General features: G+C 31.3%; 14 protein-coding genes. 6 read left to right on the top strand and 8 right to left on the bottom strand.

Annotated elements, in window-relative coordinates; all coding sequences use genetic code 11:
* Positions 1-53: 53 nt before the first annotated feature.
* From BMY86_RS00780 to uvrA, 6 genes are all read right to left on the bottom strand, one after another.
* A complete protein-coding gene (locus tag BMY86_RS00780) occupies positions 54-596 on the bottom strand; it encodes a hypothetical protein (RefSeq protein ID WP_091463807.1) in 543 nt (180 codons plus the stop codon).
* 75 nt (positions 597-671) lie between these two features.
* Positions 672-2348, bottom strand: coding sequence for a T9SS type A sorting domain-containing protein (locus BMY86_RS00785; RefSeq protein ID WP_091463810.1), 1677 nt, complete (start codon positions 2346-2348; stop codon positions 672-674).
* Positions 2349-2439: 91 nt separating this feature from the next.
* Positions 2440-2853 carry a hypothetical protein gene (locus BMY86_RS00790; RefSeq protein ID WP_091463813.1) on the bottom strand — a complete coding sequence of 138 codons (414 nt, stop codon included), beginning with the start codon at positions 2851-2853 and terminating at the stop codon, positions 2440-2442.
* Positions 2854-2960: 107 nt separating this feature from the next.
* Positions 2961-4949: an excinuclease ABC subunit UvrB gene (gene uvrB / locus BMY86_RS00795; protein ID WP_091463816.1), complete on the bottom strand. Its 1989-nt coding sequence runs from the start codon at positions 4947-4949 to the stop codon at positions 2961-2963.
* 358 nt (positions 4950-5307) lie between these two features.
* Complete coding sequence (locus BMY86_RS00800; RefSeq protein WP_091463820.1) at positions 5308-6519, bottom strand: acyloxyacyl hydrolase; 1212 nt, start codon at positions 6517-6519, stop codon at positions 5308-5310.
* A complete protein-coding gene (uvrA, locus tag BMY86_RS00805; RefSeq protein WP_091463823.1) occupies positions 6520-9333 on the bottom strand; it encodes an excinuclease ABC subunit UvrA in 2814 nt (937 codons plus the stop codon). It abuts the gene before it with no gap.
* A gap of 246 nt (positions 9334-9579) precedes the next feature.
* Between uvrA and BMY86_RS00810 the strand changes: the two genes are divergently transcribed.
* The gene (locus tag BMY86_RS00810; protein WP_091463825.1) at positions 9580-10167 is read left to right on the top strand and encodes an RNA polymerase sigma factor; all 588 of its coding nucleotides are present in this window, start codon (positions 9580-9582) and stop codon (positions 10165-10167) included.
* 54 nt (positions 10168-10221) lie between these two features.
* Positions 10222-10365 carry a hypothetical protein gene (locus BMY86_RS13015; protein WP_177177100.1) on the top strand — a complete coding sequence of 48 codons (144 nt, stop codon included), beginning with the start codon at positions 10222-10224 and terminating at the stop codon, positions 10363-10365.
* Positions 10366-10562: 197 nt separating this feature from the next.
* On the opposite strand, the gene BMY86_RS00815 is transcribed toward BMY86_RS13015, so the two are convergent.
* Positions 10563-11225 carry an endonuclease III domain-containing protein gene (locus BMY86_RS00815; protein WP_091463828.1) on the bottom strand — a complete coding sequence of 221 codons (663 nt, stop codon included), beginning with the start codon at positions 11223-11225 and terminating at the stop codon, positions 10563-10565.
* A gap of 101 nt (positions 11226-11326) precedes the next feature.
* On the opposite strand from BMY86_RS00815, the gene bcp reads away from it, so the two are divergent.
* On the top strand, positions 11327-11779 hold the full coding sequence (gene bcp / locus BMY86_RS00820) for a thioredoxin-dependent thiol peroxidase (RefSeq protein WP_091463832.1): 453 nt from the start codon (positions 11327-11329) through the stop codon (positions 11777-11779).
* Between the two features lie 31 nt (positions 11780-11810).
* Here the strand turns inward: bcp and BMY86_RS00825 are convergent, their stop codons facing one another.
* Positions 11811-13271 carry a nicotinate-nucleotide adenylyltransferase gene (locus BMY86_RS00825; protein ID WP_091463836.1) on the bottom strand — a complete coding sequence of 487 codons (1461 nt, stop codon included), beginning with the start codon at positions 13269-13271 and terminating at the stop codon, positions 11811-11813.
* A 206-nt stretch (positions 13272-13477) separates the two neighbouring features.
* Between BMY86_RS00825 and BMY86_RS00830 the strand changes: the two genes are divergently transcribed.
* Genes BMY86_RS00830 through BMY86_RS00840 form a run of 3 tightly spaced genes read left to right on the top strand, consistent with a single transcriptional unit; the run spans position 13478 to position 15223 of the window.
* The gene (locus BMY86_RS00830; protein WP_091463841.1) at positions 13478-14245 is read left to right on the top strand and encodes an MBL fold metallo-hydrolase; all 768 of its coding nucleotides are present in this window, start codon (positions 13478-13480) and stop codon (positions 14243-14245) included.
* 2 nt (positions 14246-14247) lie between these two features.
* Positions 14248-14736 (top strand): hypothetical protein, encoded by a 489-nt coding sequence (locus BMY86_RS00835; RefSeq protein ID WP_091463843.1) that lies wholly within the window; start codon positions 14248-14250, stop codon positions 14734-14736.
* 1 nt (position 14737) lies between these two features.
* Complete coding sequence (locus tag BMY86_RS00840) at positions 14738-15223, top strand: hypothetical protein (RefSeq protein ID WP_091463846.1); 486 nt, start codon at positions 14738-14740, stop codon at positions 15221-15223.
* Positions 15224-15269: the final 46 nt, after the last annotated feature.

Here is a 15269-nt window from a genome sequence, read left to right on the forward strand (position 1 = left end):
TAATTTATTTTTATTTTAACTCAAAGTCAGAATACATTGATCAAAGAGGTTATTTATTCAACTAATTTTGTGTCAAGTATTAAAAGTTTATTCCAATACCCTTTTTTAAATTTAATAATGGCATAATTAGATTTTTGTATTTTTTCAAAATTATATTTATGAACATTAATGTTCGTTTTAGATTCTCCAATTTTAACCGTTATTTCATTACGACTTCTATGTTTGCCTTCTATTTTTTCAAGTATTGAAGTAGTAATATTATATTCTTTATTGTCGGAAAAATATTCATTTGTAAATATATATAATGCTAAGAAAATTGATCCGTAAGTAAAAAATTTTTGAAAATAAATTTCTATGAATGCATAATCGTTTTTTTCATATTCTTTATCTATTCTATATAATAACACAGTAAAAATTAAGCCTATTACAGTATAAAATTTTAATATGAAATCTAATCCAATTATAACGAAATTGTTACATTGTCTAAGAACATAAATTAAACATAAAGCACCAATAAAACCAATTACATATTTCATTTTCAAAATTGATTCTTCTCTTTCTTTATTAGAAAAATGGTACTTATGTTTATTTCTCATAAAATTTTTCTTTCATTAAAATTTTATTTGATTTTACTTAAAATTGGGAAACATTGCGTAGGAGTACAGAGGAAATTAATGTTTAATAATTATTTTACCTTTTGAAATTTTGTTACTATCTGTAATAACTTTATAAAAATAAATACCATTTGATAAGTTTGTTAAATCAAAATCTTTATCGTTTAAATTGGAACATTCATTTTTATATACGATTTCTCCTAGTTGATTAGTTATATAGATATAAGAAATATTTTCTGTTGACTTAATTGTAATCAATCCATTTGATGGGTTAGGAAAAATATATAAAGAATCATTTGAAACAGCATACATGTCGGTAGATAACGTCCCAGAAGTGTTTATTTTTTGTGCATATATATCATAATTAGTTCCGGATCTAAAATCTGCCCATGTAATAATCGACCCTCCATTTCCATCTGAAAGTATTGAAGGCTTCCTTTGCATGTTAATTGCAGTACTAACAGGTGTACCATTTGTTGTCCATTGTAAATCCCCATTAAAATTAATACGCTGTACATAGATGTCATAAGAAGGAAAATCAAGTCTTTCATCTTGCCATGTAATTATTGCACCGCCATTATTATCTGAGATAATATTAGCCAACCACTGATTATTTATTGTGTTTGATATAGCTATACCATTTGCAGCCCATTGTACAATTCCGTTAGAACTAATTCGTTGGGCGTATAGATCTGCAGAATTTGCAGTTATTCTATAATCTGTCCAAGTAATTATTGCACCATTATTTCCATCCGATACTAATTCTGGTGAGTCTTGATCATTTGATGAAGCGCAGATAGTAACTCCATTAACTGCCCATTGAACAATTCCATTTGAATTAATGCATTGTGCAAATATATCATAAGCACTAGTAGAAGAATTTCTTCCATCGCTCCATGTAATAATAGCGCCTCCGTTATTATTAGAAATTATTGAAGGATAACTCTGAGAATCAGGAGCAGTACAAATTGCTACACCATTGTTAGTCCACTGAATAATTCCAGAAGAATTAACACGTTGAGCATATATATCAAAATTACCGTTTCTCGAGTCTTGCCATGTAATTATTGCTCCATTACTTCCATCAGATACTATTTTTGGAAATTGATTTTGAGCAGTATTACCACAGATGACAATTCCATCAGTTGCCCATTGCACAATTCCTGATGAATTAATGGATTGTGCATAAATATCTAAGTTGTTTTCAAGTATCCTATTGTCGACCCAAGTAATAATTGCGCCCCCGTTTCCATCTGAAACCATATTAGGATCGTGGTTGTCGAATGCTGCTGTACATATTGGGACGCCATTATTTGCCCATTGAATTAATCCTGCAGCATTTATTTTTTGAGCATATATATCGTATTCAAAAGTGCTATTTCTATAATCACTCCATGCTATAATTGCTCCTCCATTTCCATCTGGAATAATTTGTGGATATTCCTGATTATTTACAGCTGTACAAATTGGTATACCGTCAGTAACCCATTGTATCACTCCATTAGCATCTATTCGTTGAGCATAAATATCTATGTTTGATGCCCCATTTCTAAAATCGTACCAAACCATTATTGTTCCTCCATTTCCATCTGAAATTGTATATGGAGGGGATTGATCATTTTGTGCAATACAAATTGGATTATTTATTGTTGTATCTGTACTCCATTGTGCAAAACAAGTTATGGATTTAAATAAAAAAAATGAGATTGTTAATAGTGTTTTAGTAATTTTCATTTAATATATTTTTTATTTGTTGTTTATAATTGGGAGATTTTTGTAGCAGCTAAAAATATTTGTTGTGCTAAATCCGTATAATAATTTCCTTTTAATTGGCGATAATTTCAGTCAATTTAATATCCAATTCTTTCATTAACTGGTCAATGTTAAACTCAAATTTTTTTGGAATATTAATAGTTACAATTCCACCAAAATCTACATGCCAAAATCCACCAAGTTTAACTAATTCATCACCCAATATTTGATAGGCAGAATTTTTGTATTTTGGTGAAAGAATAAATCTTCTAGTTATTAAATCTGATTCTTTTGTTATTTTAATTATTTCATGATTTCCTTCTGAATTTATTCGTGTTGTAAATTCAGTACCGAATGTCAAACTACAATTAAAAATTTCATTTTCAACAGCTCTATATATATTGTTAGAAAGTTGTTCCACATATATAGAAGTAGTGATTTTTTCTCGTTTGTCGAATAATTTTATTAGAATTGGATCTAGTTTCATTATGTGATCTTAAGCTTGCAAGTAACTCATAAATTTATACAAAAAATTTTACACATATTTATCTTTTTAAATAGATATGCTTTGATTTTTCAAATATACAAAAAATCCTACAATTTCTCCTGTAATTCTTTAATCTCATCTCTAAATTTAGCGGCTTGCATGAAGTCGAGTTCTTTAGCGGCTTTTTCCATGAGTTTGCGTTTTTCGCGGATTTTCTTTTCAATTTCGGGTTTGCTCAAATATTCGCTTTCCGGTTCAGCGGCTTTGTATGCAATGTTTTCAAAGTATTGGGTAGAAACGGAGTTTTCAGAAAACGCATTCCCCAAACTTTTGTTTAAGGCTTGTGGTGCTTTTCCGTGTAATGTGTTATACGCCATTTGTTTTTCGCGTCGGTACGTAGTTTCGTCAATGGTGTGTTGCATACTCGCCGTAATTTTATCGGCATACATAATCGCTTTTCCATTTACGTTACGCGCCGCTCTACCTACCGTTTGGGTCAATGATCGTTTGCTACGTAAAAAACCTTCTTTGTCGGCATCTAAAATAGCAACCAACGAAACTTCAGGTAAATCTAATCCTTCACGTAATAAGTTCACCCCAATTAAAACATCAAAAATTCCTTTTCGTAAGTCTTGCATAATTTCTACACGCTCTAATGTATCCACATCAGAATGGATATAACGACAACGTATCGAAACTTTGGCTAAATATTTGGTTAGTTCTTCCGCCATACGTTTGGTTAAGGTAGTCACCAACACGCGCTCATCGGCTTCACAACGCAATTGAATTTCTTCAATTAGATCGTCAATTTGATTGGCACTCGGACGCACTTCTATAATCGGGTCTAATAAACCAGTCGGACGAATAATTTGTTCTACAAAAATTCCTTCCGATTTCTGCAATTCATAATCTGCGGGTGTGGCCGAAACATAAACTACTTGATTTTGCAACGCTTCAAACTCTTCAAATTTCAATGGGCGGTTGTCCATTGCAGCAGGTAAACGAAATCCGTATTCAACCAGATTCTCTTTTCTGCTTCTGTCGCCACCATACATCGCATGAACTTGTGAAATGGTAACGTGACTTTCATCGACAACCATCAAATAATCGTCTGGAAAATAATCTAATAAACAGAAAGGACGTGTACCTGGTTCGCGACCGTCTAAGTAACGCGAATAGTTTTCAATACCAGAACAATAGCCTAATTCACGAATCATTTCTAAGTCGAAATTTGTACGTTCTTCCAAACGTTTAGCTTCTAAATGCTTGCCAATTTCTTTGAAATATTCCACTTGTTTCACCATGTCTTGTTGGATTTCCCAAATGGCTTTTTGTAACACATCTGGAGAAGTTACAAACATATTGGCAGGGTAGATGCTTAGTTTATCGTATTTCTCAATAACTTGAGAGGTTTTCGCATCAAAAGCTTCAATTTCTTCAATTTCATCACCAAAGAAGTGAATACGAAACGGTTCATCACCATAACTAGGAAACACTTCTACAGTATCACCTTTAATTCGGAACGTTCCTGGAGTGAATTCCATTTCGGTTCTCGCGTATAAACTTTGCACCAATTGATGCAATAATTTGGTACGAGAAATCGCTTGTCCGCTTTCTAAACTGATAACGTTCTTTTGAAACTCAACCGGATTACCGATACCATACAAACACGAAACCGATGAAATAACAATAATATCTCTTCGACCTGAAAGTAGGGCAGAAGTGGTGCTTAAACGCAGTTTTTCTAATTCATCATTAATCGATAAATCTTTTTCTATATAGGTTCCAGTCACCGGAATAAAGGCTTCTGGTTGATAATAGTCGTAATATGAAACGAAATATTGCACCGAATTATTCGGAAAAAATTGCTTGAATTCCGAATATAATTGCGCTGCTAAGGTTTTGTTATGTGCTAAAACAAGTGTTGGTTTTTGCACTTCTTGAACCACATTCGCTACCGTAAATGTTTTTCCAGAACCAGTAACTCCAACTAAAGTCTGGTATTTTTCACCGTTAAGAACACCTTTTGCTAATTTTTCAATAGCTTGTGGCTGATCTCCGGTGGGTTGGTATTCTGATACGACTTGGAATTTCATGTGGATTTACGATTTACGATTTACGATTTTGGATTTATGCGAAGTTAGTAAAAGATTGAGGAAATTGGAATTAACAAAATGAAATTTATTCAACTCAACGTTTGTCATGCTGAAAGCATCTCTTAAAGTCACTTTTTAATGCTTTGCGAAATTTGATTGTGAGAGACCCTTTAACTTCGTTGAATCTTCGATTTCAGGGTGACAAACGTTGTGGTGAAAATATAAACTAAAAACGTCAGTTCGAGTGTTCCGATGAAGTATGAATTGGAATGTATCGAGAACCGTTTTTAATGAAATTTTTCTTATTCTCGATACAATCCCGATGAATCGGAATTACTCGAATTGATGAAAAATTTCATTAAAAAGCGTGCACAAACCCTAGTGAAAACTCACTATAATCTGCTTGACCTAATCTTGAAACGATATGTGCGCCTGCGTAAAAGTTATTTTTTGGAGCGTTGTTGGTGTTGAATAAATAGTATTTCAATCCCAATTTTCCTGAAATGAAACGTTTTAAAGTGTAGGTTGTTCCTTCCGCTTTACCGTTTTCGTAAATTCCAGTTTGTTGGTTGATTAAAGTAGCATCTAAACGATATTCCGCAGGGAAAAATGGTCGGAAAAGAGTGAATCCTAATTCGGTTTCAACTGCAATATGTTGCATTAAGAATTCGTAATTTAAAGCAATGCCTAAACTACTTGCGTTTAAAAATGGATTTTTCTGTAATCCGGCATATTCTTCAGAAACTAAATTGTTTCCTTCCTTTATGTATTTGTAGTTGTTGGTGTAATGTCTCATGTACAATCCTAAACCAACTTTATGTGTTTTGTTGTAGATTTTTCCATACATGAAATCGAATGAATACACATTTCTTCTGTAATTATAAAATCGGTACAGGGCATGTTCTCCAATTCCGGTTTGAATGGAAAAGAACGATTGCTTGCTTTTTTCTATTTCTTTTGGAGTAACCGTTTTATCAATCGGATTAGCGTTTTTATTTAATCCAGAATACGAAAGGTTTAAGCCAAGTGCTAAGGTATTAATACCGTTATTTGGCCATTGAATATGGCCGTTGGAATAGTGTAAATAATTTAGGTTTAATCGAGTTTGGAAATTACTTTTTTGGAAAATATCGTAGTAAAATCCTAATCGGAAGGCGTAGGTAAAATCGGTTGAAATGGCTTTGTTTTCCCAATTTTCTACAAAATCATATTTCTTGGTATGATAAGCTACACCTAACGCCGTTATTAATTTTAATTTTTGATTTTTAAGTAGTATTGGTGTTTCAATATAAGGCAAAAGCGAAATGGAATGACCAATTTTAGTTGTGTTTCCATGGTTGGCGACTTGTAAAATGACACCTGTAAACGGATTTCGTAATTGTTTGACCCAATTTAATGAATCGTTGTGTTGAATTCCGAATCCGACACCAATAGTCTGACTCGCTTTTAAGCTAATGAAAGTATTATCTGCTGACGACGTTTCACCTATAGAATATTCGGCGAAAAATTGTTTTTTTTGAGAAAAGGATAGTACACTTCCCAAGAAAAAAAAGAAGATAATTTTATTCATTTAGTTTAATTTTTCTTCAAGATATTTACCCGTTATCGATTTTTTATTTTTTGCCACTTCTTCTGGAGTTCCAAAGGCTACTAATTGTCCGCCGTTTTCACCTCCTTCAGGACCAATATCAATAATATAATCTGCACATTTAATCAAATCTAAATTGTGTTCAATAACAATAATTGAATGTCCTTTATCGATTAAAGCTTCGAATGATTTTAATAATTTTTTGATGTCGTGAAAATGCAATCCAGTTGTTGGTTCGTCAAATACAAACAACATTTTTTCTTTGGTTGCACCTTTCACTAAGAATGATGCTAATTTTATACGTTGAGCTTCACCTCCTGAAAGAGTAGAAGACGATTGTCCTAATTGCACATAGCCTAAACCTACATCTTTTAACGGTTGTAATTTTTGTGTGATTTTCGTTTGATTATGCGTTTCGAAGAACGTAACTGCTTCATCAATGGTCATTCGTAATAAATCGTCGATGTTTTTGCCTTCAAAATTAACTTCTAATATTTCTTTTTTGAAGCGTTTTCCATTACAAGTTTCGCATTCTAAATGCACATCGGCCATGAATTGCATTTCAATTGTTACTTCACCATCACCTTTACATGTTTCACATCTTCCACCATCAACATTAAAAGAGAAATGTTTGGCTTGGTAATTTCTTAGTTTAGAAGTCGCTTGTTTTGCATATAAATCTCTAATGTCATCATACGCTTTGATATATGTAACAGGATTCGAACGTGAACTTCTTCCAATCGGATTTTGATCTACGTATTCGATGTTTTTAATATGTGAAAAGCTTCCCTCTAAATCGGTGAATTGTCCGGCTTTTTCGCCTAAACCAGTTAGCTTTTTTTGCATCGCAGGGAACAAAATCTTCTTCACTAATGTACTTTTTCCACTTCCAGAAACTCCTGTAATTACGGTTAAGCAATCTAATGGGAAGGTTACATCAATGTTTTTTAAATTGTTTTCGCGTGCGCCTTTAACATCAATATGATTCTTGAATTTTCTTCTTGTTTTTGGAACGGCAATTTCTTCTTTACCGTTTAAGTATTTCGCTGTTAATGAATCCGATTTTAATACTTCATCATAGGTTCCTTGAGCAACTAAATTACCACCTAATGTTCCAGCTTCCGGACCAATATCGATAATCATGTCAGCAGCTTTCATGATGTCTTCATCGTGTTCTACAATGATAACGGTATTTCCTAATTTCTTTAAGTTGACTAAAACATCTATTAATTTTTCAGTATCTTTTGGATGTAATCCGATACTAGGTTCGTCTAAAATATACATCGAACCAACTAACGAACTTCCTAACGAAGTAGCTAAATTAATACGTTGTGATTCACCTCCAGAAAGAGTTGCCGATTGACGGTTTAAGGTTAAATAATTCAACCCAACATTATCTAAAAAGGCTAAACGGTTTTTAATTTCTAATAATAATCGTTTAGCAACTTTGAAATCGTATTCTGATAATTCAATAGTTTCGAAAAACGGAATTAACTTGATAATTGGTAAGTCGACCAAATCAGAAATGGTTTTACCACCAACTTTTATATTGTTAGTTTCTGGACGTAAACGTTTTCCAGAACATGTATTACATTTTGTTTTTCCTCTGTAACGAGAAAGCATTACACGGTTTTGAATTTTATAATTGTTTGCTTCTAAATCGGCAAAGAAATCATTTAATCCAGTAAAATATTTGTTACCGTCCCAAATTAACGCTTTATGTTCTTCAGATAATTCGAAATAAGGTTTATGAATTGGGAAATCAAAATGATGCGAATTGTTAACCAATTGATCGCGATACCAACCCATACTATCTCCACGCCAAGGGAAAATAGCATTTTCATATACTGATAATGCCGTGTTTGGAACGACTAATTCTTCATCGATTCCAATCACACTTCCGTATCCTTCACAGGTCGGACAAGCGCCATATGGATTGTTAAAACTAAATAAATGTATGTTCGGTTCTAAGAAATCAATTCCGTCTAATTGGAAATTCGAATTGAAAACAGAACGATGAGAATTATCTGGTTCTTGAAGATACAATTCTCCTTTTCCTTCATAAAAAGCAATTTGAAGCGCATCTGCAATTCGGTTTAAAAATTCTTCATCAGATTTAACCACAATTCTATCGATGACTAATAAAATTTCTTTATCAGCTAAAGTATTTTCATCAATCATTTCTAATGTTGCCACAAAATCATCCAAACGTACGGTTTGATTATCGACTAAAACACGAGCAAAACCTTGTTGTAATAATACTTTAAGTTTGTCGTGTAATTTTCGGCCTTCTTCTAAATGAATTGGAGCTAGTAAAAGCCATTTCGAATCTAATTCTAAAGATTGTATGTGTTTTACCACATCTGAAACGGTATGTTTTTTTACTTCTTCACCAGAAATAGGAGAGTAAGTTTTTCCAATTCGAGCGAATAAAAGTTTTAAATAATCGTAAATTTCTGTTGAAGTTCCAACGGTTGAACGAGCGTTGGTTGTATTCACTTTTTGTTCAATGGCAATGGCTGGAGCAATTCCTTTGATGTATTCCACTTTTGGTTTGTCTAATTTGCCTAAAAATTGTCGGGCATAAGAAGACAAACTTTCTACATAGCGACGTTGACCTTCGGCATATAAAGTATCAAATGCTAAACTCGATTTTCCTGAACCTGAAAGTCCAGTTATAACCACCATTTGATTTCTTGGTATCGCGACATCAATATTTTTTAAATTGTGCAATTGCGCACCTTTTATCAATATAAATTTCTTAGGTTCAAGCGTTGTGATGTCTTTAGGTATCATAAAGAAAAAGTGAATTTTTGCAAAGATACAAATAATAAATTCCAAAAATATATATTCCTAATTGTCAATTTTTAAAATATATTAATTAATTTTATTGTGCGAAAAGTGTTAAATTTTTACATAATATTTGGTTTTGTGAAATTTTTAACATTATATTTGTTTCTGTAAATCTCAAAACCCATTTGCTTATAGAATAAAAATACTTTTTTAGAAAAATAATAATCCCGAAGTCTAAAAGGTATATTTATGGCAAGTAGCGTACAAATCCCGGATGCAATTTTATTGAAAAACTATATAGGTGGTGACGAGTCATGCCTACAAGTTTTGATTGAGAGACATCAATCTAAAATTTATGGATTTATCTATTCCAAAGTTCCAGATAGATCAGTATGTGATGATGTTTTCCAAGATACTTTTATCAAAGTAATTAAAACATTAAAGACTAGAGGTTATAACGAAGAAGGTAAGTTTTTACCTTGGGTAATGCGTATTGCTTCTAATTTGGTGGTGGATTATTTTAGAAACAATAAAAAAATGCCTTTTCAAAGAGAAACAGACGAATACAGCATTTTTAATTTTATGGCTGATTCTGGATTATCAATTGAGAATAAATTAATTGAAAATCAGGTTGAATTTGACATTCAAAGAATCGTTGAAGAATTGCCTGAAGACCAGAAAGAAGTGGTGAAAATGCGTTTTTATGACGATTTAAGTTTTAAAGAAATTTCAGAGATAACTGGTGTGAGTATTAATACTTCTTTGGGAAGAATGCGTTATGCTGTAATCAACATGAGAAAGATTATTGAAAAAAATAATATTATTTTAACGAATTGATACAATAAAAGAAAAGTTTTTACGTTTAATACTAATAATCAAAATGTTAATTAAATGGCAAAACTTTACTCTAGAAGAAAAAAATCTAAAAAAGAAATTAAACCAAATAAAGAAATAGTTAGTTTTATTTTGAGTTATTCGAAAGCATTGAATATTGTAAAGGTTAATAATTTTACATTTGAAAATGTAGTTAATTAAGAAATGCTCCGAAGTTACTTCGGAGTATTTTTTTTGTTTTATAGCCACGAAATTGAAGATTCATCATAGCTAATTCACGAATTATTTAATTCTATTAAATAAAAATTGAATCGACAATGTCGTTGATTAATTCGAATTAATCTATTTCAATATTTTTACTTTTTTTAAATTCGTGAATTCGTGGCCAAAATTTTTAATTATTTTGATATATTTTTTTTGTAATATTCATTTAAAACCGATTTTCTCCCAATCGTTTTAGTGATAATATCTTTTTCTAAATCCCAGCCACGAGCTGGAGAATATTCACGACCGTACCAAATAATTTGAAGGTGTAAATCATTCCAAGTTTCTCTAGGAAAAATGGCTTTCGCGTCTTTTTCAGTTTCGGTTACATTTTTTCCAGAAGTTAAATTCCATCGATACATCAAACGATGAATATGAGTGTCGACAGGAAATGCTGGAACACCAAAAGCTTGACTCATCACCACGCTCGCTGTTTTATGTCCAACTGCAGGTAAACTTTCTAAGGCTTCAAAGTCTTGTGGGACTTCACCATTGTATTTTTCAATTAATATTTGAGATAAACCAAAAATTCCTTTCGATTTCATTGGCGATAACCCACAAGGACGAATGATGTCTTGAATTTCCTCAACCGTCATTTTTACCATATCATAAGGATTATCTGCTTTTGCAAATAATAAAGGTGTAATTTGATTTACTCGAACATCAGTACATTGTGCTGAAAGTAAAACGGCAACTAATAAAGTATAAGGGTCTTTATGGTCTAACGGAATGGGAATTTCCGGATATAATTCGTTTAACGTATTTATAACAAATGTTGCACGTTCTTTTTTAGTCATTTTAGTATATTTGAATTCGTAAAGTTATAAAGTTCAAATTCAATATCAAAATACAACAAATTATAAACAATAACTATTAACAATAAACCATAAACATAAATATGACACATTTAAAAGTTGGAGATAAAGCACCAGATTTTTCTGGAATAGATCAAAATGGGAAATCACATTCATTAGCGGATTATAAAGGGAAAAAGTTAGTTGTTTTCTTTTATCCAAAAGCGAATACACCTGGTTGTACTGCAGAAGCTTGTGATTTAAGAGATAATTACGAGCGTTTCAAAGCGAATAATTATGAATTGTTAGGCGTAAGTGCGGATAGTGCTAAAGCACAAAAGAAGTTTGAAGAAAAATATAGTTTTCCTTTTCCTTTATTAGCCGATGAAGATAAATCGGTAATTGAAGCATTTAATGTGTGGGGACCAAAAACGTTTATGGGACGTTTGTTTAATGGAATCCACAGAATAACATTTGTAATTGATGAAAATGGAATAATAGAAGATGTAATTACTAAAGTAAAAACAAAAGAGCATGCTGCTCAAATATTGAAATAAAAAAAATCCTGCTTTTGCAGGATTTTTTGTTTTAGGACTTGATTAATTCGCTTGATTTCTTGTAACCGAATAAATGATCTTTTTTAATCATGTCGGCAATTCCATCTGGTAACATTTCTTCCCAACCAGATTCTCCATTTGAAATCATTTTCAATATTTTTCTAGAGAAAATATCTAAAGTTTTTTCGTCGAAAGTGGTAATGTCTGTTACTTTTCCATTGTATTTGAAGAATTTGTATAATTCTTTCATACGTGGATGAACTTTTAAGTTTTCAGAATTAATGATTTCACCCGTTTCTGGATCTTTCATTGGATATAAATATACTTTTAAGTCTCTGTAGAATAATTTACCAAAAGCTTCTAAAATGCCACCTGATAAATGTCTGTAGTATTTCTCGTCAAAAATATCAACTAAATTACTTACACCCATTGCTAAACCAGTTCTCGATTTAGTAAATGTTGAGAAGTATTCTAATACTTTGAAATACTCTTGGAAGTTAGAGATCATTACCGTTTGTCCTAATGAACACAATAATTCGGCTCTGTCTAAGAAGTCTCTTTCGTCAATTTCACCTTCCGCTTTTAAGTTTGAAAGGGTAATTTCGAAAACTACGAAAGTATTGTTTTTGTCAACTTTATTTTCTTGTATAAACATTTCATACGATTGTCTATACATATCCATATTTACTTTAGTAACCGGTCTGAAACTTCCTCTTAATGCTAAAATGTTTTTCTTATATAAAACAGCAGCTGGTAAAATGTTTTTTCCTTCTGGATTAAACATTACGGCATCAGTCATTCCGTTTTTAACCAATTGTAAACTCATTAATCGATTATCAACATTTGCAAAACGAGGTCCTGAAAAGTTAACCGTATCAATTTCAATTTGGTCTTTATCCAAATGATCGTATAAGTAACGTAATAATTTTTTTGCGTCGTTATGTTTGTAAAATGCTCCGTAAATTAAGTTTACACCTAATACACCAAGTGTTTCTTGTTGTAAACGGGCATCGTTTTCTTTAAATCGGATGTGAATTAAAATTTCGTTGTATTCTTCGTCTGGCTCTACTTGGAATTTAATTCCAACCCAACCATGACCTTTGAATTGTTTCGCGAAATCAATTGTAGCAACTGTATTGGCGTAACTGAAAAATAATTTATTTGGATGTTTGTCTCTTTTTAAACGCTCTTCAATTAATTTAGTTTCATGTGTTAGCATTTTTCTAAGGCGACTTTCAGTAACATATCTACCGTCATCTTCAATTCCATAAATAGCATCACTAAAGTCTTTGTCGTATGCCGACATCGCTTTTGCGATAGTTCCAGAAGAAGCTCCAGCTCTAAAAAAATGTCTTACAGTTTCTTGACCTGCGCCAATTTCTGCAAAAGTACCATAAATGTGTTCGTTTAAATTTATACGGAGTGCCTTGTCCTTTGTTGAAGGAATTTGTTCAATTGCTTTGTCTCCTCTTAAAGTTATTTCAGTCGTCATTTTTCTTGTTTTTCAAAAAAACGTAATTTGGGCTATTTTGTTTATATTGCAAAGTTAATAAAATATAGGTTTTGACAAGAGTAAATTGTTATTTTTGTAAAAAAATATTCAGATTCGAATGTAATCTTTAACGTTTGAGTTTAAATCGAGTATTTTTACTGAAATTTAAGCGTAAAAATTACCAATAGTTTTATTATTTTTATCACATGAAAGTTTACTTTTTAGGCACTGGTACATCACAAGGAATTCCTGTAATTGGGAGTCATCATTCAGTGTGTTTAAGTGATAATTTAAAAGATAAAAGACTGCGTGTTTCGGTTTGGATACATGATGCTGATTTTTCAATTGTGATAGATTGTGGTCCCGATTTTAGACAACAAATGTTAACGAGTAAATGTGTTCGATTGGATGCTTTACTTTTTACGCATGAACATGCCGATCATACTGCTGGTTTAGATGATATTAGACCGTTTTATTTTGCACAAGGAGATATTCCTATTTATGCACATGATAGAGTTTTAAAAAATTTAGCCAGACGATTCGATTATATTTTTGAAAAGGAAAATAAATATCCTGGAGCACCTTCAGTTGTAACTCATGAAGTGAAAGAAAATGAAAGTTTTTCGGTTAAGAATCAAACTATTATTCCGATTAATGCTATGCATGGAAATTTACAAGTTTTTGGTTATCGAATTAAAGATTTCGTTTATTTAACAGATGTAAAAACAATTGAAGATTCTGAATTAGATAAATTGAAGAATGTTGAGGTTTTGGTTATCAATGCCTTACGATTTGAACCGCATAATACACATTTTAATATTGAAGAAGCATTAAATTTCATAAATTTGGTGCAACCAAAAAAAGCCTATTTAACGCATATAAGTCACATCATGGGTTTTCATGATGAAGTACAAAAACAATTGCCAAATAATGTGTTTTTAGCCTTCGATAATTTAGAAATAGAAATAGAATAACAATGAAAAAGAATTTATTACTGTACGCATTTGTATTTTCAATCTTGATTAATATTTTTCAAATGGTTAATTCCTCAAGAATATTAAAAAGAAGTGAAGAAGTATCTACAATTAGTAAAAAACAAGTTAAAGTTGCTCAAGATTCAATTGCAAAATTGATTGAAAATGACATGTTTTCGTTAGATAATAGTCAAGACGCTCAAGAATATTTTTATCCTCAAGATATTAAAAAAATAAAAGCAAAAGTATATGATGATTTGATTGCTCATAATAGTGACAAAAAAGGGAATAAATATATTTCATATGAGCAGGTTGGTGAAAATCCATTCATTATCAATAACGTAAAAATATTAAATCACAGATGGTTAATTGCTAATTTTTCTGATGGTAAAATTTGGGGTGAAGTTTTAATTAAGTATTTTCATAATGAAGATAAGCCTACAGATTTTGAAACTATTGAATCATTAGTTTATCAACATACATTCGAATAATATGAAAAAATTAAGTTACATTTTTATTTTAATCGCTTTAGTATCTTGCGACTATATTTTGAAAAGTCCAGCAACAGCTGATGATGAATTTGTGTTAGATTCAATTGTTAAAAATCAAGTTAACGATGATGAAAATAAAAATGGTTGCGATTTAAAAGCGGGTTACAAATGGTCGAATATGACTAAAAAATGTGTACGTGTTTTTGATGAAGGATATCGATTAACTTCTATAGAAAAAGATTCTTTAGGGAAAGGAAAAAATGCCTATTTCTTTATTGATGAAGATAGTTTAGAAGCCGAAATTTTCTTACCTGATTCTAAAGAATCAATCATTTTTAAAAGAGAAGATGAAAACGAAAATTTCAAATATCAAAATTTTGTATTTAAAATTAAAAAAGGATATAATTTATATTACAATAATAAGTTATTGTTTCAACCTGCCAACCCAGTCGATTTAAAAGTTGTTGGTTCAGATGAAGATCATTAATTAAAACAAAAAGAAAACCCAATATTCAATATTGGTTTTTTCTTTT

It is taken from the genome of Flavobacterium urocaniciphilum (assembly GCF_900110615.1).
Lineage (GTDB): Bacteria > Bacteroidota > Bacteroidia > Flavobacteriales > Flavobacteriaceae > Flavobacterium > Flavobacterium urocaniciphilum.